Below are 23218 nucleotides of genomic sequence, written 5' to 3'. Positions count from 1 at the left end.
ATGCTCGGCAAGCTCGATTGGTCGGCGATTCCGTTCGACCAACCTATCCCCCTCGGTGCGGCCTTCGCGGTGTTCCTCGCCGCGGCAGCGGTGCTCTGCTGGATAAGTCTCAAGGGATATTGGCCCTATCTGTGGAGCGAGTGGATAACTTCGGTCGACCACAAACGCATCGGCGTGATGTACATCGTGCTCGCGATGCTCATGCTTTTGCGTGGCTTCATCGATGCCATCATGATGCGCACGCAACAGGTGCTGGCCATCCACGGTCCAGGCTATCTTCCGCCCGAGCATTACGACCAGATCTTTTCGGCGCACGGCACGATCATGATCTTCTTCGCGGCAATGCCCTTCATCATCGGACTGATGAATTTCGTCGTGCCACTGCAGCTTGGCATCCGCGATGTCGCCTTTCCGACACTCAACTCAGTCAGCTTCTGGTTGACGGCTACCGGAGCCCTGCTGGTCAACATCTCGCTTGTCATCGGCGAGTTCGCGCGCACCGGCTGGTTGCCCTATGCACCCTTGTCGGAAACCACCTACTCGCCGGGCGTCGGTGTCGACTACTATCTGTGGTCGATCCAGATCTCCGGCGTCGGCACGCTGCTGACCGGCGTGAACCTGGTGACGACCATCCTCAAGATGCGTGCGCCGGGAATGGGGTACCTGCGCATGCCGATGTTCTGCTGGACATCGCTGGCATCCAACCTGCTCATCGTCGCGGCCTTCCCGATCCTCACCGCCACGCTCGCGATGCTGACGCTGGACCGCTATCTCGGCTTCCATTTCTTCACCAACGAAGCCGGCGGAAATCAGATGATGTTCGTCAACCTGATCTGGGCCTGGGGCCATCCCGAGGTTTACATCCTGGTGCTTCCAGCCTTCGGGATTTTTTCCGAGATCTTCTCGACCTTCTCGTCAAAGCCGCTGTTCGGATATCGTTCGATGGTCGCGGCGACGATGTTCATCTGCATCGTCTCGTTCATGGTCTGGCTGCACCATTTCTTCACAATGGGCGCCGGTGCCGACGTCAATGCCGCGTTTGGCATCGCCACCTCGGTGATCGCCGTCGGCACCGGCGTAAAAATCTACAATTGGCTCTTCACCATGTATGGCGGGCGCGTTCGCTTCGACACGCCCATGCTTTGGGCACTGGCTTTCGTCACCACCTTCACCGTCGGCGGCATGACCGGCGTCCTGCTTGCCGTCCCGCCCGCCGACTTCGTGCTGCACAACTCGCTTTTCCTCGTGGCACATTTCCACAACGTCATCATCTCGGGCGTGCTGTTCGGCGCCTTCGCCGGCTTCACCTACTGGTTCCCCAAGGCATTCGGCTTCCGGTTGCACGAAGGTTGGGGGAAGGCGGCGTTTTGGGTCACCTTGGTCGGCTACATGCTGGTCTTCGTGCCCCTCTATATCGTCGGCCTGCTTGGCATGACGCGGCGCCTTCAGCACATCGACATGGATCTTTGGGCACCGTGGCTGGTGGTGGCCGCGTTCGGCGTGCTGGTGATGATCATCGGCGCCGCGCTGCAGATCATGCAGCTGGTGGTTTCGATCCGGCATCGCGACAAGCTTCGCGACGAGACCGGCGACCCGTGGGATGGGCGTTCGCTGGAATGGTCGACACCCTCCCCTCCGCCCGCCTTCAACTTTGCGCGGCTGCCACATGTCGAGAACGAAGAACCCTACTGGACCATCAAGCAGCGGGGGATCGAGGAGCAGGGTGCGGGGACGGAGGCCGCGTACGAGCCTATCGAGATGCCGCGCAACAGCCCGACGGGCTTCGTCACCGCTTTTTTCAGCACGCTGATCGGCTTCGCGCTGATCTGGCACATTTGGTGGCTGGCGATCGTCGGCTTCATCGGCGCCTACGCCACCTTCGTCGTCTTCGCCTGGCGCGATCATGGCGACTACGAGATCCCCGCCGATGAGGTCGCGCGAATAGACCGAAACGGCCGAGCCGCGCGGCTTGCCTTCCTGCGCAGCTGGGAACGTCCGGTATGAGCGATCACGCCTTCACCAGCGACATCAGCGCCGACGGCCAGACACGCGACCAATACCGGGTCAATCGCACCGGCAGCCATGGTGCAAGATCCGCGACGGGCCACGGACAGGGCGGCCCAGCGTCGAAGTTCGTCACCGTTGCCTACGGGTTCTGGATCTTTCTGCTGTCCGACATCATCATGTTCTCGGCCTTCTTCGCCGCCTATGCCGTGCTCGCCAAGGCAACCGCCGACGGGCCGGCCGGCAAGGATCTGTTCGAGCCCACGCGCGTTGCGGTGCAAACGGGCCTTCTGCTCAGTTCGAGCTTCACCTGCGGCTTGGCAACGCTCGCTAGCCACCGCAGATCGATGGCTGCCACCCAGTTCTGGCTGCTGGTTACGGGCCTGCTCGGGGCAGCCTTCCTGCTCCTGGAGGTGCAGGAGTTCGCGGCGATGGCCGGCGAGCAGGCAGGCCCGTCTCGAAGTGCATTTCTTTCGGCCTTCTTTGCGCTCGTTGGTTGCCACGGGACCCACGTCGCCCTCGGCCTGCTCTGGCTCGGCACCATGATGGCGCAGCTGTGGGTCAAGGGTTTTCGGTCCGATATTTTGCGGCGGCTCCACTGCTTCGGGCTCTTCTGGCACGCGCTCGACATCATCTGGGTTGCCATCTTCACCCTGGTTTATCTGTTAGGAGCATCGCCATGACCGAGATCGGGGGCGAGAGCGGGACAGGCGAGACGCCAGACCGCCGCGATTCAGCACCGGGCGAGGAACGCATAACCGAGCACGAAATGGCGGGGGGCCTCTCTGGCTACCTGCTTGGCTTCGGCCTGGCCATCCTGCTGACGATCGCTTCGTTCCTGGCGGCTCAGACCAACCTGATCTACCAGCCGGCGGTAATTTCGGCCCTGGTGGTGCTCGCTGTCGCGCAGATGGGCGTGCATCTTGTCTTCTTTCTCCACCTGACGACCGGACGGGACAACACCAACAACGTCCTGGCCCTGGCCTTCGGCGTGCTGATCGTGGCGCTGGTGGTTCTGGGCTCAGTCTGGATCATGGCCCATCTGGATCAGAATATGGCTGCCATGACCGCCCATCAAGCCGGAGTGATGCCTTGAGCGAACCGCACGCCGGACACGGTATTAGCTGACTTTCGCTCGCCTCGTCACGCGTCTCAGGCGGGAACTTTGGTTCGGGCAGCAAGTTCGGACGCCATCGGAGACAACAGGCTCGCGGTAGATGGGCGCCCAGATCAATCACTTCGTCAAGGATATCCTCATCGAGGTCGCCGAAATGCTTCCGGCCGTGACTCAAAGGGAAAGAACGCCGGCTGACGAACTGCCCATCGAAGCGCCGGACTTTCCCCACGATCTGGAACCGGTGATCCGAGCGAACCCATCATGGGCGGCGCCGCGCCGGCCGGGCTGCACGCAAGGCACCGAGCACCGAGCGGACGGCATCGATACCTGAGCCGCGAGACTGGATCGGGGGCCTGAAAATCAGCCGGCCGTTGCGGAACTCGAAGCCCTGTGCGTTTTTAAAGCGCCATTTTGATGCCACCGGCTTCTTGCGGAAGGTAATCGCGATCCCTTCTGGTCCCACATCGACTTTGCTGATGCCCAGGTCCGCCGCGGCTATGCGCAACCTGGTCAGTTCCAGTAAATCCGCCACTTCGCCGGGCATGTCTCCAAAGCGGTCCTCAAGCTCTTCGCCGAATGCATCGAGGTCCGTCTCGGCAGCTAAACGAGACAGCCTCGCATAGAGGCTGACGCGCACCGTCGGCTCGTTGACGTAACTTTCGGGAAAGGCCCCTTTTCCGGCGCCGTTGATGTCGGCAAGCTGCTTGTCGGTATCGGCCCCTCCCGCAGCCAGCGAGACCGCCCGCTGCAGAAAATGTTGGTAAAGGCCTGCTCCGATCAGCTTCATGTGTCCGGCTTGATCTTCGCCGAAAAGGTCTCCTGCCCCGCGCAGGTCGAGGTCCCTTTGGCTGATCGCAAGGCCGGAGCCAAGCCGATCGAGCGCAATCATGGTCGAAAGTCGGGCTCTTGTGCCTTCGGCCAGTTCGACGCCAGGCTCGGTCAGAAGAAGAGCAATAGCCTGCACCGCCCCCCTTCCGACCCGGCCGCGAAGCTGGTGCAGCTGTGCCAGACCGAACCTGTCCGCTCGCCAGATCAGTATGGTGTTGGCCCGCGGCACGTCGAGGCCGCTCTCGATGATGTCGGTGCTCAACAGGACGTCGCCGTCACCGTTAGCGAACCCGACCATGATGTCGTCCAGTTGTCTCCCTTTCATTTCGCCGTGCGCCGTCTTGACCGCGAGTTCCGGCACCAGTCTGTTTAGCTGCAGGCGAACCGGATCGATGTCTTCGATGCGCGGAACCACCAGGAAGCTTTGTCCGCCCCGACGAAACTCGCGCAAAAGGGCGGCTCTTGCCGAAGCTGGATCGAAGGGCGCCAGGATGGTGCGAACGGGACGTCTTTTGGCGGGCGGAGAGTTGAGGACGCTGGCCTCCTGGACGCCTGACATCGCCGATTGCAGCGTCCGCGGTATGGGCGTGGCGCTCATGCTCAGCGTATGAAGGCAGGGCGCCATGTTCCGCAGCGCCTGCTTGAGCTTGACGCCGAACCGGTGCTCCTCGTCGATCACCAGCAGTCCGAGATTGGCGAAGCTGACGCTCTTGGCCGCCAGGGCCTGGGTACCCACAACCACCGCGACCTGACCGCTCCGCAGCCGCTCCTTCACCGCTCTCGCCTCCGCCGCTCCGACCATTCTCGAGAGGTGGGCGACGTCGAGGCCGGTTCCCGCAAATCTTCTGCTGAACGTCTCGTAGTGCTGACGTGCCAACACCGTTGTCGGCGCTATCACCGCCACCTGCTTCCCGCAGAGGGCCACGGCGGCGCAGGCCCTCAGGGCCACCTCTGTCTTGCCGAAGCCGACGTCGCCGCAGACAAGGCGATTCATTGTTCTCCCCGACGACAGGTCGCCGAGCACGTCGCGGATGGCGGCAGCCTGGTCGGGAGTCTCGGTATAGGGAAACCGCGCCGCGAACCGGGCAAGGTCCGCGCGAGAGGGTTTTATGATCGCGGCAGGCTGGCTGGACCTGGCATTGGCAAGGTCCCTCAAGCGCTTGGCCAGCCTGTCGATATCGCGCAGCGCCGCCTTGCGTCGGTTGAGCCACCCATCGCTGTTCAAGCGATCGAGCGGCACTGCACCGGGTTCCGAGCCGTAGCGCCATATCCGCCCAAACTCATCGACCGGGACCAGCAAGGAAGCTCCGTCCTGATATTCCAGCCTGGCGACATCCTGCTGCTGACCGGCCAACTCGACCTGTTCGACCGCCGCCAGCATGGCCAGGCCATGGTCCTCATGGACGACGACGTCGCCAATGCGCAACTCGGGTTCGAGTATGCTGGTGGCCGCGCCGCCATTTGCTTTCAAGGCGTGGCCAAACAGGTCGGCCGCGGCCACCACCGCGATGCCTGATTGCTCGTCGAGAAAGCCTTCGTCGAGAACGATCTCGGCCTTGAGAAGAGAGCCCGTTGGGGCCGAACGGATCCGCGGCCAGTCCGCCACTTCCCCCATTCGCCGACCAAGCTTCCGATCGAGCAGACGATCGGCTCGCTGCAGTTCGGAGGCCTCGCCCGCGAATGCCACGGTGACACCCGACCGTGTCTGCCTTTCCGCAAATTCGGCGAACCGATGCCCGGATCGCGCCTGCTGGAAGAATTTGGGAACTCGCGCGGCAGAAACGGCGAGACTAGTGCCGTGGCGTTTACGGACTGCGACGTCCCATTCTTGACGCGACAGGTAAAACTGTTCCGGCAAGGGTTTGGCGGGCGCGGCAACCTCCTGCCTCGCACCACGAGCATCTTCGATCAGGCCCAGGAAGCGGTCGAGCGGCGCGCCTTCGAGACCTTCCGCGATGGAGACACAGGCGTCGGATGCCACATCGAAGACCGACGGCATGCTGCCGTACAACGCGACGAGGCGTTCTTCCATCGACGTCTCGCGCATCGCTGCCAACTCGGGATGATCCCCCGTTGCGAAAATCAGCTCGGATGCTGGCCCAACCGTGACCGACTCGCGCGACTGTTCGCTAAGCTGGCTGATGGGGTCATAGGTCTTGAGTTCCCGGATGCAGCTATCTGGACCGATGACGACGCGAACCGGGTGATCGGCGCCAGCAGGGAATATGTCCATGAGGTCGCCCCGAAAGGCTATCTCGCCCGGTTCGTCGACCCTTTCGTCGACACCGTATCCAATCGCCTCTGCTCTCGTTCGGAAACCATCCGGGTCGAACTCTTGTCCGAGTTCCAGAATTGTAAAACCGCCAGCAATGACTGGTGCGGGCGGCACCCGCTGGAGAGTAGTCTCGATCGACAGAACCACGATGCGCGGACGTTTTGGCTCGCTCGCGATCTCACGCAGAGCGCGAAGCCTCCGCCCCATATTGGCGCTTGTCGGCCATACCCTGTCGTAAGGCAGGCAATCCCAGGACGGCAGGAAGATGACGTCCGCGCTCGGCAGAAACTGACGCAAAGCCGCAGCGGTCTCTTCGGCACTGCGTTCCGAGGCGGCTATATGGACAATATGCTTGTTTGGACCGCTCTCAAGGGAGTCGGCCAGCGCCGCCGCGATTGCGGCGGAAGGCGAGGCGCCCTGGTCTCTCGCGAGGTCCCCGTCATTCGACGGGTGATGGACTTCTTCGATGATTTCCGTCCGCGAAATGGGTCTGTTCACTGAGGTCTCACCTTGCCACCGTCGAGAACGTCAGTGGGACCACTCCGTTCCTGAGGCGCGGATTAAAGTGTTGCAGGCAGTGGCAGCGCGCGCGGTCTTGCGTTCTTATCTGGCGACGCGCCAAAGATGCGCCTCTCGATGAGCCGCTTCTGTTGGCAGCGGTGCCGTCGCGGACGATGGCCGTTTAGCGACCATCCTTCCAGATCTCCCCTATGCTTGAACGAACTTGTAGCGGGCGCTAGGTGTCAGTCTTGCCGACCAGCGGGCTAGAATGGCCGCCTTGCTCCGAGACCTGGCTAGAACCCGTATGGAAGTCAGAGAGGCCGCCGCCGTCCGCGCTCATAGAAGAGGCACCGTGGGCGTGTGGCTTCAGGAGCTTCGCTTCCCGAACCAAGGACGGCCAATTGAGCCCTAGCAGGGCTACCAGTTCGCGGGCGTCTTTTTCGCTGATGCTGGTTTCCTTGATCAGGCGATCAATGAAAGCTGTCTGAGGCTCATCCATGGCGAACTCCCCCGAAGAGTCCGACGTAACCGCGAATGCCTACCCTACGTTCCGGCGGAGCGGCGTTAGGTATGAAAACGTACAAAGCCGTGGGTGCGTTTGTTCCGTGGGCTGCGGTTTTGATCGCGCCTTTGGCAAACCAGGTTCTGCTCATTCGGATTTCACCGCCATCCGGAACTTTTGGCTGGGATAAAAGTTCGGTGGGCAACATCAGCTAGGTAGCCATTTTGTCCCCCTCTTCGTCCTCGGATGTACTTATCCGCAAGCTTCAGACCATCTCGGACATTCGAGAAGCCGAAATCGCGGTTTTGAAAAGCATACCGATTCAGGAGAAAGATTTTTCGGCCAACCACGACCTGGTGCGTGAGGGTGACCATCCTGTTTACTCGTTTGTCGTCCTGGATGGTTTGGTCGGGTCCACCAAATACACAAGCGAAGGAAAGCGACAGATCACGTCTTTCTTCGTGGCCGGGGACATTCCCGATCTGCACGGGCTGCATCTGTCGGTCATGGATTGTAATTTCTCGACCATGACGCCGGCCCGAGTGGGCTTCATGCGACACGATGTTCTACGCAGCATCTGTGACCAGCACCCTCGCATCGCCACCGCTTTCTGGCGGTCGACGCTGATCGACGCCGCGATGTACAGGGAGTGGGTCACCAACGTTGGAAGGCGTGAGGCTTACACCCGCATGGCTCACATTTTGTGCGAACTCATATTTCGCTTGCGGGCGGTCGGACGCATTCAGGATCACATTGCGGATATTCCCATAACCCAAGCCGCACTTGGCGACGCATTGGGTCTGTCGACGGTCCACGTCAACCGAATGCTTCAGGAACTACGACGTGAAGGCCTGATCGCCACCACGGGGTCGAGAATGCATGCAATCGACTGGCCCGGCCTCACTCACGCAGGGGATTTCGACACGACTTACCTGCATCAAAAGAACCCGGCAGATTAGTGGTGACGGAAGCTCTCCCATGGCACGATTTTTCTTTGACACCGGCGATCGCGATTTGGTCTTGCAGGATGAGATAGGTGTCGAATGCGCTGGCCTGGAAGAGGTGCGCCGAGTCGGATTCGAGGGCCTTATCGATCTTACGAGAGACGCATTGAAAAGCGTCGACGGCCAGAAATTGTTTGTCGAGGTGCGTGATGAAAATGGCGACAAGGTTCTGCGGCTAAGCCTCTCGCTTCAGATCAAATTGATGAGATGAATTCGGCCGATTTTCACGCCATTATCGGATCAGCCCCCCACCCAACCAGCTTCAACATGGCCATCGGACTGCATCGAGCGAGAACTCTCGAAGGGCCGCGAGCCATAGGATCACTCAGGGCTCGGTCATGGGGTGGATCCATCGATGCAAGCGGGTGGGCGCTTTAATCTATGTAAGTGCGCCTAGTCGGCGACCGGATTAATTGGGTCTGTGCGTGCCGGGGGACAATGCACCCTTGCTCGCACGCAGGACCCTGCTGATGACGGGCCCGAGTATCAGCCTGGAGCAAAACATGACAATTGTCGCTTCTTGGACCCTTCACCCCACCAGATCAGACCGACACGAAAGAGGTCCCATGTCCCTGGAGGATCGGTGTGATGGCTGACCACCGTCGCAAGCTCAACGCGTCCGATCCGGCGCTTGCGGAGCAGACACAGCCCGCTACCGACCCTGGCGGATCGTCCTTACCATGTTCTGGCGAACAGACGAACCTGGTCGACCTTGTTCCCGCATTGCGGGCATTCGCACGTTCGCTCAGCGGCAGCATCGACGAAGCTGACAATCTTGTCCGAGAAACACTGGTCAAAGGGATTGCAGATCTCGATGGTCTTGACGGAAGCCGGGTAAAGCCCTGGATCTTCGCCACCATGCGCAGGGCTTCCTTGGCCAGGCTTGAAGGCACAGCCCCCCAGCCTCGAGGACCGGCGAGCTGCCTGTCAGAACCTTTTGCCACCGACACACAGGAACAGATGGAAGCCGGCCCAAGGATAGCGCATGCCATTGACCTCCTGGCGGATCCGGAGCGGCAGGCCATCGTTCTGGTTTGCATGCTCGGACTGTCCTATGAAGACGCCGCCGACATCTGCGATTGCGACACAGCCACCATCAAGGGCCGGATACAGGATGCGAGGACAAGAATGGCTGTCCTGTCGGGTGTCCCGGCGGAAGCCACGCCTGAAATATCGAATTGATGGTGAGCAAAGCGCGGCAGTGTTCAACGCAAAAATTCGGAATGCCTGTCAGGCAGCCACGCATCACTTGCCCTGAGATAGCCTATAGCTCAACCGCCGGTTTGTTATCCATGACAGGGAACCATGAGGGGATCCGCCGAGTTCGACCCTCGGACAAGCTCGGGTTCCCAACATGGAAGAAATCGGCAAGGCGCAACAGAAGGCCATAGCCCGTCTCATACGTCAGTGGATTGCATCGGACGCCAGTCGTCGCCAGCTTCGCCAGTTGCTGGACTTACCGACAGACGCGGACATGCCGCGCGAGCATCGGTCGTTGCTCGACGAACTCGACCGAAAGCTCGACGAATAAATGCATGCTTGCCGAGACACGGACGCTCAGTCGTCATCTTCCCAGCGGCTGCCGGGACAGCTGTTCAAGCTCGTTCTCGTCCGTGATCCCGGCTTGGTAGTAAGCAAGGATGCGCGATGCGCGCCGTTCTCTCTCGGCTTCAGTCTCGTTCTTGAGATTGCTGCGTGCAAGAACACGGCTCAGTACGGCAAGTTCCGATGGGGTATAGGCATCCCTATGCATTTCATCCCGCCCATGCACTGCAAGAAACCTACAATAAGGATTCTCCGGCGCGCCCTAACGCTGGTCGGGACAGAATGTTCCATGGATTTTCGTGGAAGGAGAAAAAGCTTATCAGCGCTAGATGTGAGTTTCTGGGGCTTGCCGAGCGTTTAAAAGCTGCGAAACGGCGGTTATGATTTGCGGCAGAAAGAAGGGCTTGGTGATCATAATGCTGTTGGGCACTCCTTCCGCTCCCCAGTGTACCGCGCTGTCGCCGCTCATATAGACAACTGGGATGGTCGAGTTGGCCCTACGCAAATGCCGGGCGATCTCCCACCCGGATTGTCCCGGCCCCAAACGGATGTCGGTGAGCACGGCCTTGAACCTGGTGGGATCGGGGTCGAAGGCCGCCAGCGCCTCGGCAGCATTTCGAACGCCGACGACCTGAAAGCCAGCCTCCTCCAAAGCTGACTCGAGGTCGAGCAGTATCATCGTCTCGTCTTCGACGATCAGAACAACGCCATCGCTCATCCGGGATATCCCCAAGTCGCCACCGCTACTACGATCTCGGCGTCAACTTGGTTCCATATGACACGCATCGGCCTGTTGTCACCGCGACCTCGCGGCGGAGTCATGAGAAGCCCGCCTCGGAAAGCCGAGACGGGCTGAAGCTGCTTCGACAGCCTCGAAGGCCAAGACAAGGGAGGATTGTAGGCCCGCGACCGAACCTTGAAGTGCAGCGAATGTTCCTCTGGATGTAGGCTCTTATTCGATTAGCCTCCGCGGCAGCCCGCCTCCAATGCGGGGCATTTCGTTTTTGCTCAAGATTTCTCCTGATCTCCAGAAGCTTGCTGGATTTCCGTCATCACCTGCCGGGGATCGACATTCTCGGCCAGTTGCGGCAGCTCCTGATCAGCCGGTGTGGAGACATTGAGGCGCTCGGTCAAAGCAGCCACCATTTCGATGAGCCTCGTGGTTTCGTGCTCGTTGAGAAGGCTGATCTGCAGATCCAGCTCCGCTCGGCGCTCGCTGTGTTCGGCCATCCTGTTTTGGTTGATCAGCACGAAGGTGGACAGGAAGATCGCCTCGACCGAAGCCACCATGGCCAGGATCACAAAAGTTGGGTCCCAAGCTGGGACGGCCGGTATCAGGCCAAGGTTCGCAAGGATCCAGGCGACCAGAATTGCGAGATGCAAATAGACAAAGGGCATGCTTCCCGCGAAGCGCGAAATGATGCCGGCAATTCGCACCTGAACGCCTTGGTGCTCCTCCTGTTGTCGCCTGTGGTCGACCAGAGCCTGTATGTTCTGCTGAAGGACCGACTGCATGTCGGCGGGATGCTGATCGTTCATCTTTGAAAGCCCGGTTTGGCGGCCAATGTCGTCCGAGCGTTGCTCATCGCCCGCCTGGCACGTCCGGCGAGGCTGTACCGCCTGAACTCGCGGGCTCATGGCCGCCGGTCTCTTCAGACGAGGAGTGTCGTCCTGCAATCGTGTCCACCATGGCGATCACCGCCCCCGGGGCGCTCTGATGAACCATATGGCCGGCGCCCTCAACGACGTCGAGGAGGGACCCACCGACCTCCGCATGCAGGCGTCGTGCCTCCCCCTCGGCGTCGAACAGCCGGTCTCCAGAACCCGCCAGGATGCCTGTCGGGACACCAATGTCCGTGTAGCTGGCCTTCGTCAGCAGGGCCGCCGCCAGCATCGATGCCGATTCCGAACACACCGCCCGCAGTTGGGAAGGGCGGCTGGCGATATCTTTTGCGAGAACGGCGAAGTCGGCAGCGACATCCGCTGGGTGGAAGATCTTCTGCATCGTCCAAGGCCAGGCAAGCCTCACAAGCACCGGCAGCAAGGTGTGGCGAAACGCGGTGCCGACGAATGGCAGAGCCGGGAGGGCGGCCAGCGCAAGATCAAGCCGCGGCGGCGGATAGTAATAGCCGGAGACCAGCACGACGCCGGCAACCGAACGAGAATGCCTGCGCGCCAATTCGAGGGCTACCCAAGCGCCCCACGAATGTCCAAGCACGATGTAGTTCTCGATACCCAGCCTGCCGGCGGCGGCATGTATGAGATCGGCTTGGTCGCGGGCAGACCACCGCCGGCCGCGCGACCGCGTGCTTCGCCCGAAGCCCGGCCGATCAAATGCGAGTACCCGATAGGTTTTTGCCGCCTGATCGAAGATGCCGCTCGACTTGAAATCCTGTGCCATGGATCCGTTTCCATGCAGCAGAATGAGCGGCATGCCGGTGCCGGCTTCGATAAAATGCAGGCGAAGACCGTCAACCTCCATGACATGGCCGTGCGCCCGGCCAACAAGCGCACGTTTGGCGCGGGCGTGATTGTACCCGGCAAGTGCCGACAATGCGGCGATGAGCAGCACGGTCGATAGCTTCGGTCCATCCCTGTCGAACGCCATGCCCATGCCTGCCAGCAACTGCCCTGCCCGGTGCCCTGCCTGCCCAAACCTTCGGAGTGGCGGCTTGTTCCGCTGGACAAAGACGACGCTTTGTAGCCGGCTCAAACGGCCTAGGCGGTAAGCTCTCTATGGGCATGGGACGCGGCGATGGCAGCTTGTCCAAACGCGACCGCAATCTGATTCAGCGCTTTCACAACGTCGCCGATGGCGTACATGCCGGCGACGGAAGTCTGCTGGTGCTCATCGACCGTGACGTAGCCCTCCGCGCAACATCTCGCGCCGACGGCCAGGGCGAGGTGCGAGCGCACCTTGCATCCCAAGGCCGCGTAGACTGCATCGAAGCGGCAGGTCGCTCCATCCTGCAAAATCGCCGCACAACCGTTAGCAGCCGGGCTGAGCCTGTCGAGAGTGTGACGGACGACTATCCCTCTTTCGGCCGCCGCGCGACGCGTGCTGGTTGAAAAGTCCGATGCGTGGGTCCCCAGCATCGTTACGTGTGGTGTGAATCGGCTGAGGAAAATGGCCTCGTGCAAGGCTCTGTCACCCTGCCCCACGACCGCTATCTTCCGGTCGATCACCTCATATCCGTCGCACACCGGACAAAGCCGAACGACACCGGCCGCAATTGCCTCCGCCAAGCGGGGCAATTCGGGTGTCGTGTCGACAATCCCGGTCGACAGGAAAACCTTACGCGCGCGGATTGCGCCGATCGAGGTCTCAGCATCAAAGCCTCCCTCGCCAGCGGCCAGCGAAAACACCTGCCCCCGCATCAAGGTTGCTCCGTACAAGCTCGCGTGGCGGCCAAGCCGATCGAGAAGGTCAGGGCCACTTATCCCTTCGGGAAAGCCCGGACAGTTATGGCTTTTCGGGATCAGAGCGGCACGGGGCTGGCCGGCATCGACCACCAGCACGCGATGGCGAAAACGGGCGAGATATTGGGCCGCGGTCAGTCCCGCTGGCCCGCCTCCGACGATCAGCACATCTTCAGCGTCGGCGAGCGGGTGACCGGCATGGCTTTCACCGCAGGTTTGCTCCATCAGCGGCGAACTATCTGGTTCGTTCGATGTTCCAGCACGACACGCGGAGAGACCGCATAAGCCCGGCCGGCTTCAGCCGCAGCCAGAGAGCTTCGATCTCGTTGTCACACCGGTCCTGCTCGGCGTCGAAACCTTCTTACCGCTTCGGGGTTAATCCTGACGGACAAGGTGAGCACCTGCGAAACACAACCGCTGACCTCGTCCTCAAACGACGTCGGGCGGCTGGCAGGCCATGAATGATATGAGTGAAGAGCTGAGGCCGCCGACAAAGGGCGCTGCCGAACTCGCTCAAACGGGGAGCGCCATTTTATGAATGGATGCCTCAAGGCTTCAGATGATCCGGGTCGCTACCTTTAACGTAAACGGCGTCAACGGTCGATTGCCGGTTCTGCTCAAATGGCTGGGTGAGACGCACCACGACATCATCTGTCTCCAGGAATTGAAAACATCGGACGAAAAGTTTCCTGCCGATGCCATCAGCAACGCCGGCTACGGGGCGATATGGCACGGACAGAAGTCGTACAACGGCGTAGCCATTCTCGCTCGGGGCAAGCAGCCGCATGAGCGTCGGCGCGGGTTGCCAGGTGACGCCGATGACACGCATAGCCGTTACATCGAGGCGGAGATCGACGGTCTCGTCGTTGGTTGCCTATACCTGCCCAACGGCAACCCGGCGCCTGGTCCGAAGTTCGACTATAAGCTCCGCTGGTTCGAGCGGCTGATCGACTACGGACGGCTCCTGATCAAGGACGCGCCCGCCAGCCTGCTTTGCGGCGACTACAACGTGGTGCCGGCGCCGATCGACGCCGCGGTTCCGGCACGATGGCTGGGCGACGCCGTCTACTTCCCGGAGAGCCGACAGGCTTACGCCGACCTGCTTGCCGATGGCTGGACCGACGCCGTCAGGCTGATCCGTCCCGAGAGAGGCGTCTATACCTACTGGAATTTTTCCTATCGGGGCGGTTACGACCGCAGCTCCGGCCTTCGCATGGACCATCTTCTCGTGAGCCCCTCGCTCACGAACAGCCTGGGCGGCGCGGGTGTGGATGAGTCGGTGCGGGGATGGGACAAGCCAAGCGATCACGCGCCAGCCTGGATCGAACTCGAATGGCCCCGGTGAACTCAGAAATCGGGCTTCAGCCAGACCGCATGACGCCAGGTTCGTCCGCCTCTTTTAATCGTTGCGAATCCTCGGGGGCGGCGACCAGATCCTGGAATCCAAGTGTGACGACGAGATAACCTGCCTCGTCGTAGACTTTCGTCACCCAGCTGGTCGGGTCCGCGCCATCGATAATTCCGTCAAGCATGGCCTCCTTGGCTGCGCGCTTCGCCTCTTTGATGGCCTCATCCCGATCAGCCATGTCGGCGAAGATTGCAGGCTGGGACATGCCCTCGATAAACTCGAAACGAAATTTCGGCATCGATCCCTCCTGTCGGTGGTGATAACGGATCGGCCATTGCTGGCAGGGTCACGGTCAACGCCACCGTTTCGAAAAGGATGCACCGATTGTGCGTGCCTGCACCGGAGGTCAGGCAGCGTTGCTGGCGTCCTTTTGCCAGTCGTCCTGCCAACGCGCGCGCACGGCAATCATCAGCATGGCCGATTCCGTGATCCCGGTCTGGAACAGCCTGATCAGCTCTCTCGCGATGGAGTGAGCCGCCGCGGTGTCCGGCAAAATGGCAAACTCCTGGCACATCGCGTCGAAGACCGCGCGAAGCGTGTCCAGGTCATTCGGGTAGAGGGTATCCGTGCGAATGGGTCGGTCAAGCATCAAGCGTCTCCAAACGAGCGAGAGTGCGATGGTCTCCCAAGCAGCGGAGCCCGTTACATGCCCGCTGACCTCTCGCTTATGCGGCACAGCGCACGACGTGTCGCTAACCTATGATGGACCGAGGCAAGTTCGCGCACAAAAGATCCAATTGCGTATAGCGACGCGGCTAGCGCCACGCCCAATGGAAGCCGCACGACCGTTGGAACCGCGAGTGTTCTAAAGTTCAAGGCGACCAAAGGGACATCGTAGATGTTTCTTGCCGTTCAAGCCGCGTCTCGTCGTGTGTCACTCAAGGTGTTCGCGCGAACCGCCGGCCTGCCCGTCAAAGAAGCGTGCGGGCCGCAATGGAACTCTTGGCCGTCAACTGCATTATCCAGTCCGGGCAAAACGGGGGCGATATGGGGGTCACTTCAGGCGATCGTCAATCTGAACTGCAGCGCTTCGAGCTGTTGGCGGCGCTGGGCGACCGGATTCGCGAGATTACTGATCCTGCCGAACTGGCCCACGCTGCCGCGGAACTGGTAGGGAGACATTTCGATGTCAGCCGAGCCGGATACGGCACGATCGATCTTGAGAAAGAAACCATCACGATCGAGAGGGATTGGAACGCGCCAGGCATCAAAAGCCTGGCTGGGACCCTGAATTTCAGGAACTACGGCTCGTATATCGAGGACTTGAAGCGGGGCGACACCGTTGTCTTCGAAAATGCCGAGACAGACCCGCGAACAAGGGATCATGCAGAGGCTCTCAAAGCCATCAGCGCCCAATCCGTCATCAACATGCCGGTTACCGAGCATGGCGGTTTGGTGGCGCTGTTATACCTGAACCACTCCGCGCCCAGACGCTGGGCCAAGGAGGAGGTTGCCCTTATTTCGGAAGTGGCGGACCGGACGCGTACCGCCATCGAGCGGCTTCGCGCTGAGCGAGCGCTGCGTGAGAACGCCGAACGCCTGGCTTTTCTCGACCGTCTTGGAAGGGAGATTGCCCTCGCGGCCGACGCCGACGCCGTCATGGCGATCACCACTCGTCTGTTGGGCGAACATCTTGCCGTCTCGATTTGCGCCTACGCCGACATGGAACAGGATCAGGACCATTTCACCATCCGTGGCGACTGGAGCGCACCCGGCTCGCCCAGCATCAGAGGGTATTACAGTCTTACCGATTTTGGTCGCCTGGCGGTCACCAATCTCAGCGCCAATCGGCCGCTCATCATCAACAACAACCTCGAGGAAATTGCACCCGAGGAGGCAAAGACCTTTCAGGACATCGGCATAACGGCAACCATCTGCATGCCCTTGGTAAAACAGGGCCGGCTGACCGCCCTGATGGCCATTCACGACAAGCAGCCCCGCGTCTGGTCACAGCGCGAACTGTCCTTGCTGACGGAGGTGACGGAGCGGTCCTGGGCTCACATCGAGCGCGTTCGCTCGGAACAGGCGGCCCGGGCCAGTGAGGAGCGCCTCCGGCTTGCCACGGACGCAGCGGCTATCGGGACCTGGGACTACGATCCCGTCACCAAGGCGCTGCGGTGGGATGACCGGTGCAAAGCCCTTTTCGGCCTCCCGCCAGACGCGGAGGTAACATATGAAAGCGCGTTCCTGGCGGGTATTCATCCAGAAGATCGGGCCCGCGCCGACGAGGCCGTACGCCAGGCGCTCGCGCCGGGCACGTCTTCCCGCTACGACATCGAATATCGGACGGTCGGCTTGCACGACGGCAAGGAACGCTGGATTGCGGCAGCGGGCGAGTCGCTTTTCCAGTCAGGGCGTGCGGTCCGCTTCATTGGTACCGTCATGGATATCACCGCGCGAAAGCGGGTGGAGCATCAGCTTCAGATGATGAACGTCACCGCTGCCGCGGTAGCGGCCGAGCTCGACGTGGAGCGGATTGTTCAAACGGTAACTGATGCCGGCGTAGCGCTGTCGGGCGCACAATTCGGAGCTTTCTTCTACAATGTGATCGACGACAAGGGCGACAGCTACATGCTCTACGCCCTGTCGGGCGCACCTCGCTCCGCGTTCGAAAATTTTCCAATGCCTCGCAACACGGCGGTGTTCGACCCCACTTTCCGCGGGACAAGCGTGGTGCGCTCCGACGACATCCTCGCCGACCCCCGCTACGGCAAGAACTGGCCCCGCAAGGGAATGCCGGAGGGCCATCTGCCAGTGCGTTCCTATCTTGCGGTACCGGTCGTCTCGCGTTCGGGAGAGGTGCTGGGCGGCCTCTTCTTTGGTCATGCAGAGATCGGCGTCTTCGCCGAACAGCAAGAGAAGGCCTTGCTGGGGCTTGCGGGCCATGCCGCGACGGCAATCGACAATTCTCGACTGTTCAAGGCGCTGCAGACGCTCAATGGCACCCTTGAACAACGTGTCATGGACGAAGTCGCCGAACGCACCAGAGCAGAAGAGCACCTGCGGCAGGCCCAGAAGATGGAAGCTGTCGGACAGCTTACCGGTGGCATCGCGCACGACTTCAACAATATGCTGGCTGTCATCATCGGCGGACTGAACCTTGTGCAGCGCAAGCTCAGAAACGGCGATACCAACGTCCACCAGTTCGTGACCGGCGCGATCGATGGAGCCCAACGTGCTGCAGAACTTACCAAGCGGCTGCTTGCCTTCTCTCGCCAGCAACCTCTGGCGCCCAAGCGCCTGAATCCAAATCGCCTCGTCTCGGATATGAGTGAATTGCTGAGCCGGACGCTTGGGGAGACAATCCAAATCGAGACCGTGCTCGCCGCGGGACTTTGGCATGTGGAAGTCGACGCAGGGCAGCTGGAAAGCGCGTTGCTCAACCTTTGCGTCAACGCGCGGGATGCCATGCCCGCTGGTGGAAGGCTGACCATCGAGACATCCAATGCCCATGTCGACGACCGGTATGCGAGAGAAAACGCAATACCCTCCGGCCAGTATGTGATGATAGCTGTCACGGACACCGGAACCGGCATGACTGCTGACGTGTTGGCCAGAGCCTTCGATCCGTTCTTCACCACAAAGGGGGTTGGCAAAGGCACCGGGCTGGGGCTCAGCCAGGTTTATGGATTTGTTCGCCAGTCCGGCGGCAGCGTCAAGATCTATTCCGAGCAGGGTATCGGAACAACTTTGAAAATCTATCTGCCGCGCTCGCACGGCGACGTGGTCGACAGCCCGGCCGAGTCCGTGGCGGGCGAGCACCCCGGCAGTGAGGACGAGATCATCATGGTTGTCGAGGATGAAGATCGCGTCCGGCTGATGGCTGCGGAGGCGCTGCGGGAACTGGGCTATTCCGTGTTGGAAATGCAAGGGCCGCGGGACGCGCTGGCGGCCGTCGCAAGCGGGCAAGTGCCGTCGCTTCTGTTCACTGACGTCGTCATGCCGGAGATGTCCGGCCGGGAACTGGTGGATCAGGTCAAGAGCATGCACCCGTCGCTAAAAGTGCTCTACACCACCGGCTACACACGAAACGCGATTGTCCACAACGGCACACTTGATTTTGGAACGGAGCTTTTGACCAAGCCCTACACGATTGACGAATTGGCAGAGAAGATCCGTAAGGTGCTGGACCGCAAGTGAATGGTCACTGCCCGAGGCACACCAATCCCTCTCCGCTTCAGTTGCTTTACGGGACGCCGCGCTTGGGCGGAATTGATGCCTTCGGCAAGACAACTGCCGTACCGCAGAGGCTATTGGGGCTTCGTGCACCCAACAGTGAAACCTTTTCCCTACTCGCAGCTTGTTTGCGACACCGGAGGAAACGATCGTGTCAAGGCGAGATGGAGAAATGGGGGATCAACCGACCAAGAGGCGTCGTACACGTCCCTTGAAGGGCGAGGACGCGGAGGTCCGGCATGTCGTCGAAACGCATGACCTGTCGCCCGCTCAGGCAAGGGAGCTGGTACGTCGCCACGGCAACGATTGGCGCAAGATCGATGAGGCGGCGAAGTCATACAAGGACAGCACCTGACGGAAGCCTCCAGGTCTCTCGGGAAGACGCTAAATCCTGAAAAGCCTATTTACAGCAGCGGCTCATCTCGCCTGACAGGCTTGTTCGCGAGAGCCCGCGATTTCCAATTGAAAAAGAAAGCCCACTGCCTCGGGGGAGTGCAGCGGGCGATCGGCTAGGAGTTGAGGGGACATCTCCACGCTGGGTAAACAACAGATCAACAGCGGATCGGTTCCAACGCTGCTCTCCGTTCATTCGCTTCGCAATACGCGCCCGTGGCAAGGAAACCCGACGCCTAATCTCTTTCCGTGCCTTGTTCATCATCAGAATGATCGATGAATTCCCCCTCTTGCAAGCTCATAACCGGGTATCAACCGCAAACCCAGGCAAGCCATGCTCCCGGCGTATTTGAATGCACCAGCAGCGGATCAGGACCGTCACCAGGATTCTCGGCCCTCCCGCAGATGGATAGACGTCCCGGCCTACGCCCTGGATCAAGGTGGCCCGGCGCTGCGCCTTCATCAGAAGTTGGGCCCGGCATTTGCGGATGTCGGGATTGCCGATCAGCTCAAGAAAGTCGCGGCCCAATTTTCCGAAAAAGCCGCTGTGCATGACGGCTTGAATCAACTGTCGTACTTCGAGCTTGCAACTGCCGTCGAAGTCCTGTCCCGCCGGATCGCTGCCGTCGTTCCCGAGGGGCAGCCGATCGGAATTTATCAACCAAACTCCGTCTGGTACATCGTTGCTGTCCTGGCGAGCATGGCGGCGGGAAGGATTTCGGTCCCGCTCAACGCCCGGGACCCAATCGCCCGTGTCAACGAGATCGTGGGCGTCGCGCGGCTCCGCGCCATTCTTGGCGTTGGAAACCGGCATGCAGGTTTACCCAAGGACATCCGGTGGATCGATGTGACTGCCAGCCCCGCGTCGACGGCGCCGCTGTCATCGACGCAATTGCCTGCCGTATCCGTCGATGCACCGGCGATGGTTCTTTACACGTCTGGCAGCACCGGATCTCCAAAGGGCATAGTCAACAGCCAGCGCAGCCTGCTCTGGCGGGTGCACCAATATGCCGATGCGTGTCACATCAATTCCGACGATGTCTTCCTCCCCTTGACCGGGCCGGCCACCATAGCCGGATGTCGAGAAATCCTGACTTCGGTCCTGTGCGGCGCCACTTTGCATATGGTCGACGTGGAAGCGATCGGCCTGCGTGCGGTTCGCGAGCGAATGCAGCAGGTTGGCGCGACGCTTACTTACCTCGTGCCCGCGCTGCTTCGCGCCCTCATGGCCAATGCCCCCGCCGATGCCTTCGGGTCGCTCAGGGTGGTCCGCGTCGGCGGCGAGAAAGTGCTTTGGACCGACATTGCCCTTTTGCGAAAGGCGATTCCTGCTCATTGCCTCGTACAGATCGGCTACTCGTCAACCGAGACGACCGGGTCACAATGGTTTCTGCCTCGCGTTCAACCAAAGAACCAAACGTCCGTGCCGGTCGGCCGGCTCTTGCCAGGAATAGCTTTTGCGATCGTCAACGAGGACGGTGACAGCGTACCGCGGGGCGGAAGCGGGGAACTCGTCATCAAGAGCCCCTACGTCTTGCTCGGCCACTGGGAAAACGGCACCGTCATCCCTGCCGAGGCGGATCCCGATGATCCAAGTCAACGGATATTCGCGACCGGCGATCTCGTCCAATTGGACAATCGGGGCCTGCTGAGGATCGTCGGCCGCAAGGGGCGGCAGATAAAGATCAACGGTCGGCGCATCGAGCCGGCCGAAGTCGAGAGGATCCTGCGCTCCGCCTCGTCAGTCGAGGATGCGGTGACGATCGTGACCGAGGCCAACGAACTGGTCGCTTTCGCGATCCCCAGGAATTCCGCCGGTCCGGCCTTCGCCGACGACCTTCGCCAGCTGCTTGCAAAGACGCTGCCGCCGCCACTGCGCCCGCTGCGGCTCCACAGGGTAGAGGACATTCCGCGCCTGGCAGGCGGAAAAATAGATGTGGCGAAACTCGGGAAAATGGATCTTCTGGCCAAGAAGCCTACCCAAGTTGCCGATCCACCGATTTCAGGCAGCGATCTCAAGGCCCATCAAGCAGTGCAGAATGCCTGGACCAGGGTCCTCAACACGCGGGCAGCCGTCGGGCGATGGGATGAAGCGGGAGGGGACTCGCTGAAGCTGCTCCACTGCGTCATGGAGATCGAGAACGAAATCGGCCAGGAACTGGATCTTGAGGCATTTACCGTCGGGATGAGCGCCGAAGCGATGGTCAGCGCGGTCGCGTCCGCACAAGCCGGCAATGCGCCCGATCATGTGCTGGAGCATGATCGGCCTTTTCTCTTTCTGTTTCCCGGCTCCGTGGGCTATGGGCCTAGTCTTGCAGCCTTCGCCTCAGCCATGGGCAAAGTCGCAACGGTCCGTCCGATAAGATATCCCAGCCTCGCGACCATTCTCAGCGGCCAGAACGATCTTGCCGCCATGGTGGACGCCGCGCTTGAACAGATCAACCGCATCCAGCCGTCGGGCCATGTAAGGCTTCTCGGCCACTCGCTCGGCGGAGCCGTCGCATTCGAAGTTGCCGTGCGCCTGCTGAAGGAGGGAAGGTCCGTGAAGTTTGTCGGTATCCTCGACACCAGCCTGGCTGGCGAGCGGAGCCGTCCCTGGGAGACAATCACCCGCACCTTGCGCCGGGTCCGATCCAACCGCATGTCACCCTATCGAATGGCTTGCCGTGTTTTGGCGAAGCTCACGGTCAAGGTCGGCCAGGAAGCTCGTCTTGCCCAAGCCATCGACCACTTTTCCCGAGGACAATTCAACGCAACCAGCTTCCGCATCAAGCTGGAGTTGCAGGAAGTCTTGCGTGCGCAGGCCTTCTTCCGTTGGTTGGAGCAGCCAAGAACGGTGCTCCCGATCACCGGAACGCTGTTCCGTTGCGCGCGACCGGGAATGCCTCTTGCGATCGGATGGGATCGGGTGTTCGCGGACCTGCAGGTCATCCCGATTGCCGGCAACCACATTGATCTGGTCGTCGAGCCTCACATCGGCGTCAATCGTCCGCTGATCGAGGAGGCGGTCGCTCGCACTTATTCGCCGGCCGAGTCTTCAACCATGAAAGGCAGCTTCGCGTGACTTCGCGGTTCGGCAAGGATGTTCTGGCACTGGATGCGGCCGCGGAGGTCGACCGCATCGTAGCATCCGTGCGCGAGCAGGTATTGGTCACGCTCCGCCGGCGCGGAGTGGTGGTCGGGCTCTCAGGCGGCATCGACAGTTCGGTGGTCGCGTCATTGTGCGTGGCTGCCTTCGGCAAGGACAGGGTACTCGGGATCTTCATGCCGGAGCGTGACTCGTCCGGGGACTCGCTGAGGCTGGGGCGCGTTATCGCCGGTCAGCTGGGCATCGACACCATCGCCGAGGACATTGCGCCGGCGCTCGACGCCATCGGTGCCTATAGCCGGCAGATAGAGGCCATTCGCACCGTTGTTCCGGACTACGGCGAAGGGTGGAAATGCAAGCTGGTGCTGACCTCGGTGCTGGAGAGCAAAGGCCTCAATATCACCCGTCTCACCGTTCAGGACCCCCAGGGGAAGATCGATACCGTGCGCCTGTCAGGAGCGGCCTATCTGCAGATAGTGGCCGCGACCAATTACAAGCAGCGCATTCGCAAGATGACTGAGTACTATCACGCGGACCGTCTCGGCTATGCGGTGGCGGGCACGCCTAACCGGCTCGAATATGATCAGGGTTTTTTCGTCAAGCAAGGCGACGGAATCGCTGACCTGATGCCGATCGTCCACCTCTACAAGACGCAGGTCTATCAACTGGCGGAATATCTCGGTGTGGACGGGGAGATCCGGCGCAGGCCGCCGACGACCGACACCTTCTCCATGGCGCAGAGCCAGGAGGAGTTCTACTTCGCCCTGCCCTATCATCAGACGGACCTATGCCTCTACGGCGTGAACCATGGCATCTGCGCCGATGATGTCGCTGATGTTGCCGGGTTGTCACCAGACGAGGTCCAGAAGGTCTTCAAGGATATCGAAGCCAAGCGTCGAGCGGCGCGCTATCTGCACGCCCAGCCTTTGCCTTCGGTGCCAATGACGGTGGACTGAA

Annotated in this window: 20 protein-coding genes; 12 read left to right on the top strand and 8 right to left on the bottom strand. The window is 60.9% G+C overall.

Translation table 11 applies throughout. The features are described 5' to 3' along the window. Genes cyoB through cyoD form a run of 3 tightly spaced genes read left to right on the top strand, consistent with a single transcriptional unit; the run spans position 1 to position 3100 of the window. A complete protein-coding gene (gene cyoB, locus LB571_RS24230) occupies positions 1 to 2004 on the top strand; it encodes a cytochrome o ubiquinol oxidase subunit I (protein ID WP_224598792.1) in 2004 nt (667 codons plus the stop codon). Beyond that, a complete protein-coding gene (locus LB571_RS24225) occupies positions 2001 to 2687 on the top strand; it encodes a cytochrome (ubi)quinol oxidase subunit III (RefSeq protein ID WP_224598618.1) in 687 nt (228 codons plus the stop codon). Before cyoB ends, LB571_RS24225 begins: the two co-directional genes overlap by 4 nt. Then, a complete protein-coding gene (gene cyoD, locus LB571_RS24220) occupies positions 2684 to 3100 on the top strand; it encodes a cytochrome o ubiquinol oxidase subunit IV (RefSeq protein WP_015316420.1) in 417 nt (138 codons plus the stop codon). Before LB571_RS24225 ends, cyoD begins: the two co-directional genes overlap by 4 nt. A gap of 280 nt (positions 3101 to 3380) precedes the next feature. Here the strand turns inward: cyoD and LB571_RS24215 are convergent, their stop codons facing one another. Continuing rightward, the gene (locus LB571_RS24215) at positions 3381 to 6722 is read right to left on the bottom strand and encodes a DEAD/DEAH box helicase (protein ID WP_224598615.1); all 3342 of its coding nucleotides are present in this window, start codon (positions 6720 to 6722) and stop codon (positions 3381 to 3383) included. Between the two features lie 238 nt (positions 6723 to 6960). Further along, positions 6961 to 7224 (bottom strand): hypothetical protein, encoded by a 264-nt coding sequence (locus LB571_RS24210; RefSeq protein ID WP_224598592.1) that lies wholly within the window; start codon positions 7222 to 7224, stop codon positions 6961 to 6963. Between the two features lie 227 nt (positions 7225 to 7451). Here LB571_RS24210 and LB571_RS24205 point away from each other — a divergent pair, with 227 nt between their 5' ends. The 4 genes from LB571_RS24205 (at position 7452) to LB571_RS24190 (ending at position 9762) form a co-directional block, all read left to right on the top strand. Continuing rightward, positions 7452 to 8186: a Crp/Fnr family transcriptional regulator gene (locus LB571_RS24205; RefSeq protein ID WP_015316416.1), complete on the top strand. Its 735-nt coding sequence runs from the start codon at positions 7452 to 7454 to the stop codon at positions 8184 to 8186. A 19-nt stretch (positions 8187 to 8205) separates the two neighbouring features. After that, entirely contained in the window at positions 8206 to 8442 is a 237-nt protein-coding gene (locus LB571_RS24200) for a DUF6894 family protein (RefSeq protein ID WP_015316415.1), read from the top strand. Positions 8443 to 8819: 377 nt separating this feature from the next. Continuing rightward, positions 8820 to 9413, top strand: coding sequence for a sigma factor-like helix-turn-helix DNA-binding protein (locus tag LB571_RS24195; RefSeq protein ID WP_224598590.1), 594 nt, complete (start codon positions 8820 to 8822; stop codon positions 9411 to 9413). A gap of 172 nt (positions 9414 to 9585) precedes the next feature. Then, entirely contained in the window at positions 9586 to 9762 is a 177-nt protein-coding gene (locus tag LB571_RS24190; RefSeq protein ID WP_157163632.1) for a hypothetical protein, read from the top strand. 339 nt (positions 9763 to 10101) lie between these two features. Here LB571_RS24190 and LB571_RS24180 read toward each other — a convergent pair whose 3' ends face one another. The 4 genes from LB571_RS24180 to LB571_RS24165 all read right to left on the bottom strand — a co-directional run bounded on the left by LB571_RS24180 (position 10102) and on the right by LB571_RS24165 (position 13421). Further along, the gene (locus LB571_RS24180; RefSeq protein ID WP_224598587.1) at positions 10102 to 10494 is read right to left on the bottom strand and encodes a response regulator; all 393 of its coding nucleotides are present in this window, start codon (positions 10492 to 10494) and stop codon (positions 10102 to 10104) included. A 290-nt stretch (positions 10495 to 10784) separates the two neighbouring features. Then, on the bottom strand, positions 10785 to 11315 hold the full coding sequence (locus tag LB571_RS24175) for a DUF1003 domain-containing protein (RefSeq protein ID WP_140725922.1): 531 nt from the start codon (positions 11313 to 11315) through the stop codon (positions 10785 to 10787). A 43-nt stretch (positions 11316 to 11358) separates the two neighbouring features. Then, positions 11359 to 12384 carry an alpha/beta fold hydrolase gene (locus LB571_RS24170; protein ID WP_140725739.1) on the bottom strand — a complete coding sequence of 342 codons (1026 nt, stop codon included), beginning with the start codon at positions 12382 to 12384 and terminating at the stop codon, positions 11359 to 11361. Between the two features lie 110 nt (positions 12385 to 12494). After that, positions 12495 to 13421: an NAD(P)/FAD-dependent oxidoreductase gene (locus tag LB571_RS24165; RefSeq protein ID WP_140725742.1), complete on the bottom strand. Its 927-nt coding sequence runs from the start codon at positions 13419 to 13421 to the stop codon at positions 12495 to 12497. 334 nt (positions 13422 to 13755) lie between these two features. Here LB571_RS24165 and xth point away from each other — a divergent pair, with 334 nt between their 5' ends. Next, positions 13756 to 14541: an exodeoxyribonuclease III gene (gene xth, locus LB571_RS24160; RefSeq protein WP_224598788.1), complete on the top strand. Its 786-nt coding sequence runs from the start codon at positions 13756 to 13758 to the stop codon at positions 14539 to 14541. Positions 14542 to 14557: 16 nt separating this feature from the next. On the opposite strand, the gene LB571_RS24155 is transcribed toward xth, so the two are convergent. Beyond that, entirely contained in the window at positions 14558 to 14842 is a 285-nt protein-coding gene (locus tag LB571_RS24155; protein WP_023771439.1) for a DUF6894 family protein, read from the bottom strand. A gap of 108 nt (positions 14843 to 14950) precedes the next feature. After that, positions 14951 to 15193: a hypothetical protein gene (locus LB571_RS24150; protein WP_140725748.1), complete on the bottom strand. Its 243-nt coding sequence runs from the start codon at positions 15191 to 15193 to the stop codon at positions 14951 to 14953. A 344-nt stretch (positions 15194 to 15537) separates the two neighbouring features. Between LB571_RS24150 and LB571_RS24145 the strand changes: the two genes are divergently transcribed. The 4 genes from LB571_RS24145 (at position 15538) to nadE (ending at position 23217) form a co-directional block, all read left to right on the top strand. After that, entirely contained in the window at positions 15538 to 18744 is a 3207-nt protein-coding gene (locus LB571_RS24145) for a GAF domain-containing protein (RefSeq protein WP_411961404.1), read from the top strand. Between the two features lie 247 nt (positions 18745 to 18991). Then, positions 18992 to 19135 carry a hypothetical protein gene (locus LB571_RS24140; protein ID WP_167331116.1) on the top strand — a complete coding sequence of 48 codons (144 nt, stop codon included), beginning with the start codon at positions 18992 to 18994 and terminating at the stop codon, positions 19133 to 19135. 372 nt (positions 19136 to 19507) lie between these two features. After that, complete coding sequence (locus LB571_RS24135; protein ID WP_224598584.1) at positions 19508 to 22237, top strand: non-ribosomal peptide synthetase; 2730 nt, start codon at positions 19508 to 19510, stop codon at positions 22235 to 22237. Next, positions 22234 to 23217 carry an NAD(+) synthase gene (gene nadE / locus LB571_RS24130; RefSeq protein ID WP_140614629.1) on the top strand — a complete coding sequence of 328 codons (984 nt, stop codon included), beginning with the start codon at positions 22234 to 22236 and terminating at the stop codon, positions 23215 to 23217. Before LB571_RS24135 ends, nadE begins: the two co-directional genes overlap by 4 nt. Position 23218: the final 1 nt, after the last annotated feature.

This window comes from Mesorhizobium sp. BR1-1-4 (assembly GCF_020165375.1).
Classification (GTDB): domain Bacteria; phylum Pseudomonadota; class Alphaproteobacteria; order Rhizobiales; family Rhizobiaceae; genus Mesorhizobium; species Mesorhizobium australicum.
This window is presented reverse-complemented; position numbering and strand designations above follow the sequence as displayed.

What these genes read in the sequence shown, in the direction of transcription:
- cyoB (WP_224598792.1), top strand. Translation starts at nt 1, where the DNA reads ATGCTCGGCAAGCTCGATTGGTCGGCGATTCCGTTCGACCAACCTATC.
- LB571_RS24225 (WP_224598618.1), top strand. Translation starts at nt 2,001, where the DNA reads ATGAGCGATCACGCCTTCACCAGCGACATCAGCGCCGACGGCCAGACA.
- cyoD (WP_015316420.1), top strand. Translation starts at nt 2,684, where the DNA reads ATGACCGAGATCGGGGGCGAGAGCGGGACAGGCGAGACGCCAGACCGC.
- LB571_RS24210 (WP_224598592.1), bottom strand. Translation starts at nt 7,224, where the DNA reads ATGGATGAGCCTCAGACAGCTTTCATTGATCGCCTGATCAAGGAAACC.
- LB571_RS24200 (WP_015316415.1), top strand. Translation starts at nt 8,206, where the DNA reads ATGGCACGATTTTTCTTTGACACCGGCGATCGCGATTTGGTCTTGCAG.
- LB571_RS24195 (WP_224598590.1), top strand. Translation starts at nt 8,820, where the DNA reads ATGGCTGACCACCGTCGCAAGCTCAACGCGTCCGATCCGGCGCTTGCG.
- LB571_RS24190 (WP_157163632.1), top strand. Translation starts at nt 9,586, where the DNA reads ATGGAAGAAATCGGCAAGGCGCAACAGAAGGCCATAGCCCGTCTCATA.
- LB571_RS24180 (WP_224598587.1), bottom strand. Translation starts at nt 10,494, where the DNA reads ATGAGCGATGGCGTTGTTCTGATCGTCGAAGACGAGACGATGATACTG.
- LB571_RS24175 (WP_140725922.1), bottom strand. Translation starts at nt 11,315, where the DNA reads ATGAACGATCAGCATCCCGCCGACATGCAGTCGGTCCTTCAGCAGAAC.
- LB571_RS24170 (WP_140725739.1), bottom strand. Translation starts at nt 12,384, where the DNA reads ATGGCGTTCGACAGGGATGGACCGAAGCTATCGACCGTGCTGCTCATC.
- LB571_RS24165 (WP_140725742.1), bottom strand. Translation starts at nt 13,421, where the DNA reads ATGGAGCAAACCTGCGGTGAAAGCCATGCCGGTCACCCGCTCGCCGAC.
- xth (WP_224598788.1), top strand. Translation starts at nt 13,756, where the DNA reads ATGATCCGGGTCGCTACCTTTAACGTAAACGGCGTCAACGGTCGATTG.
- LB571_RS24155 (WP_023771439.1), bottom strand. Translation starts at nt 14,842, where the DNA reads ATGCCGAAATTTCGTTTCGAGTTTATCGAGGGCATGTCCCAGCCTGCA.
- LB571_RS24150 (WP_140725748.1), bottom strand. Translation starts at nt 15,193, where the DNA reads ATGCTTGACCGACCCATTCGCACGGATACCCTCTACCCGAATGACCTG.
- LB571_RS24145 (WP_411961404.1), top strand. Translation starts at nt 15,538, where the DNA reads ATGGAACTCTTGGCCGTCAACTGCATTATCCAGTCCGGGCAAAACGGG.
- LB571_RS24135 (WP_224598584.1), top strand. Translation starts at nt 19,508, where the DNA reads ATGCTCCCGGCGTATTTGAATGCACCAGCAGCGGATCAGGACCGTCAC.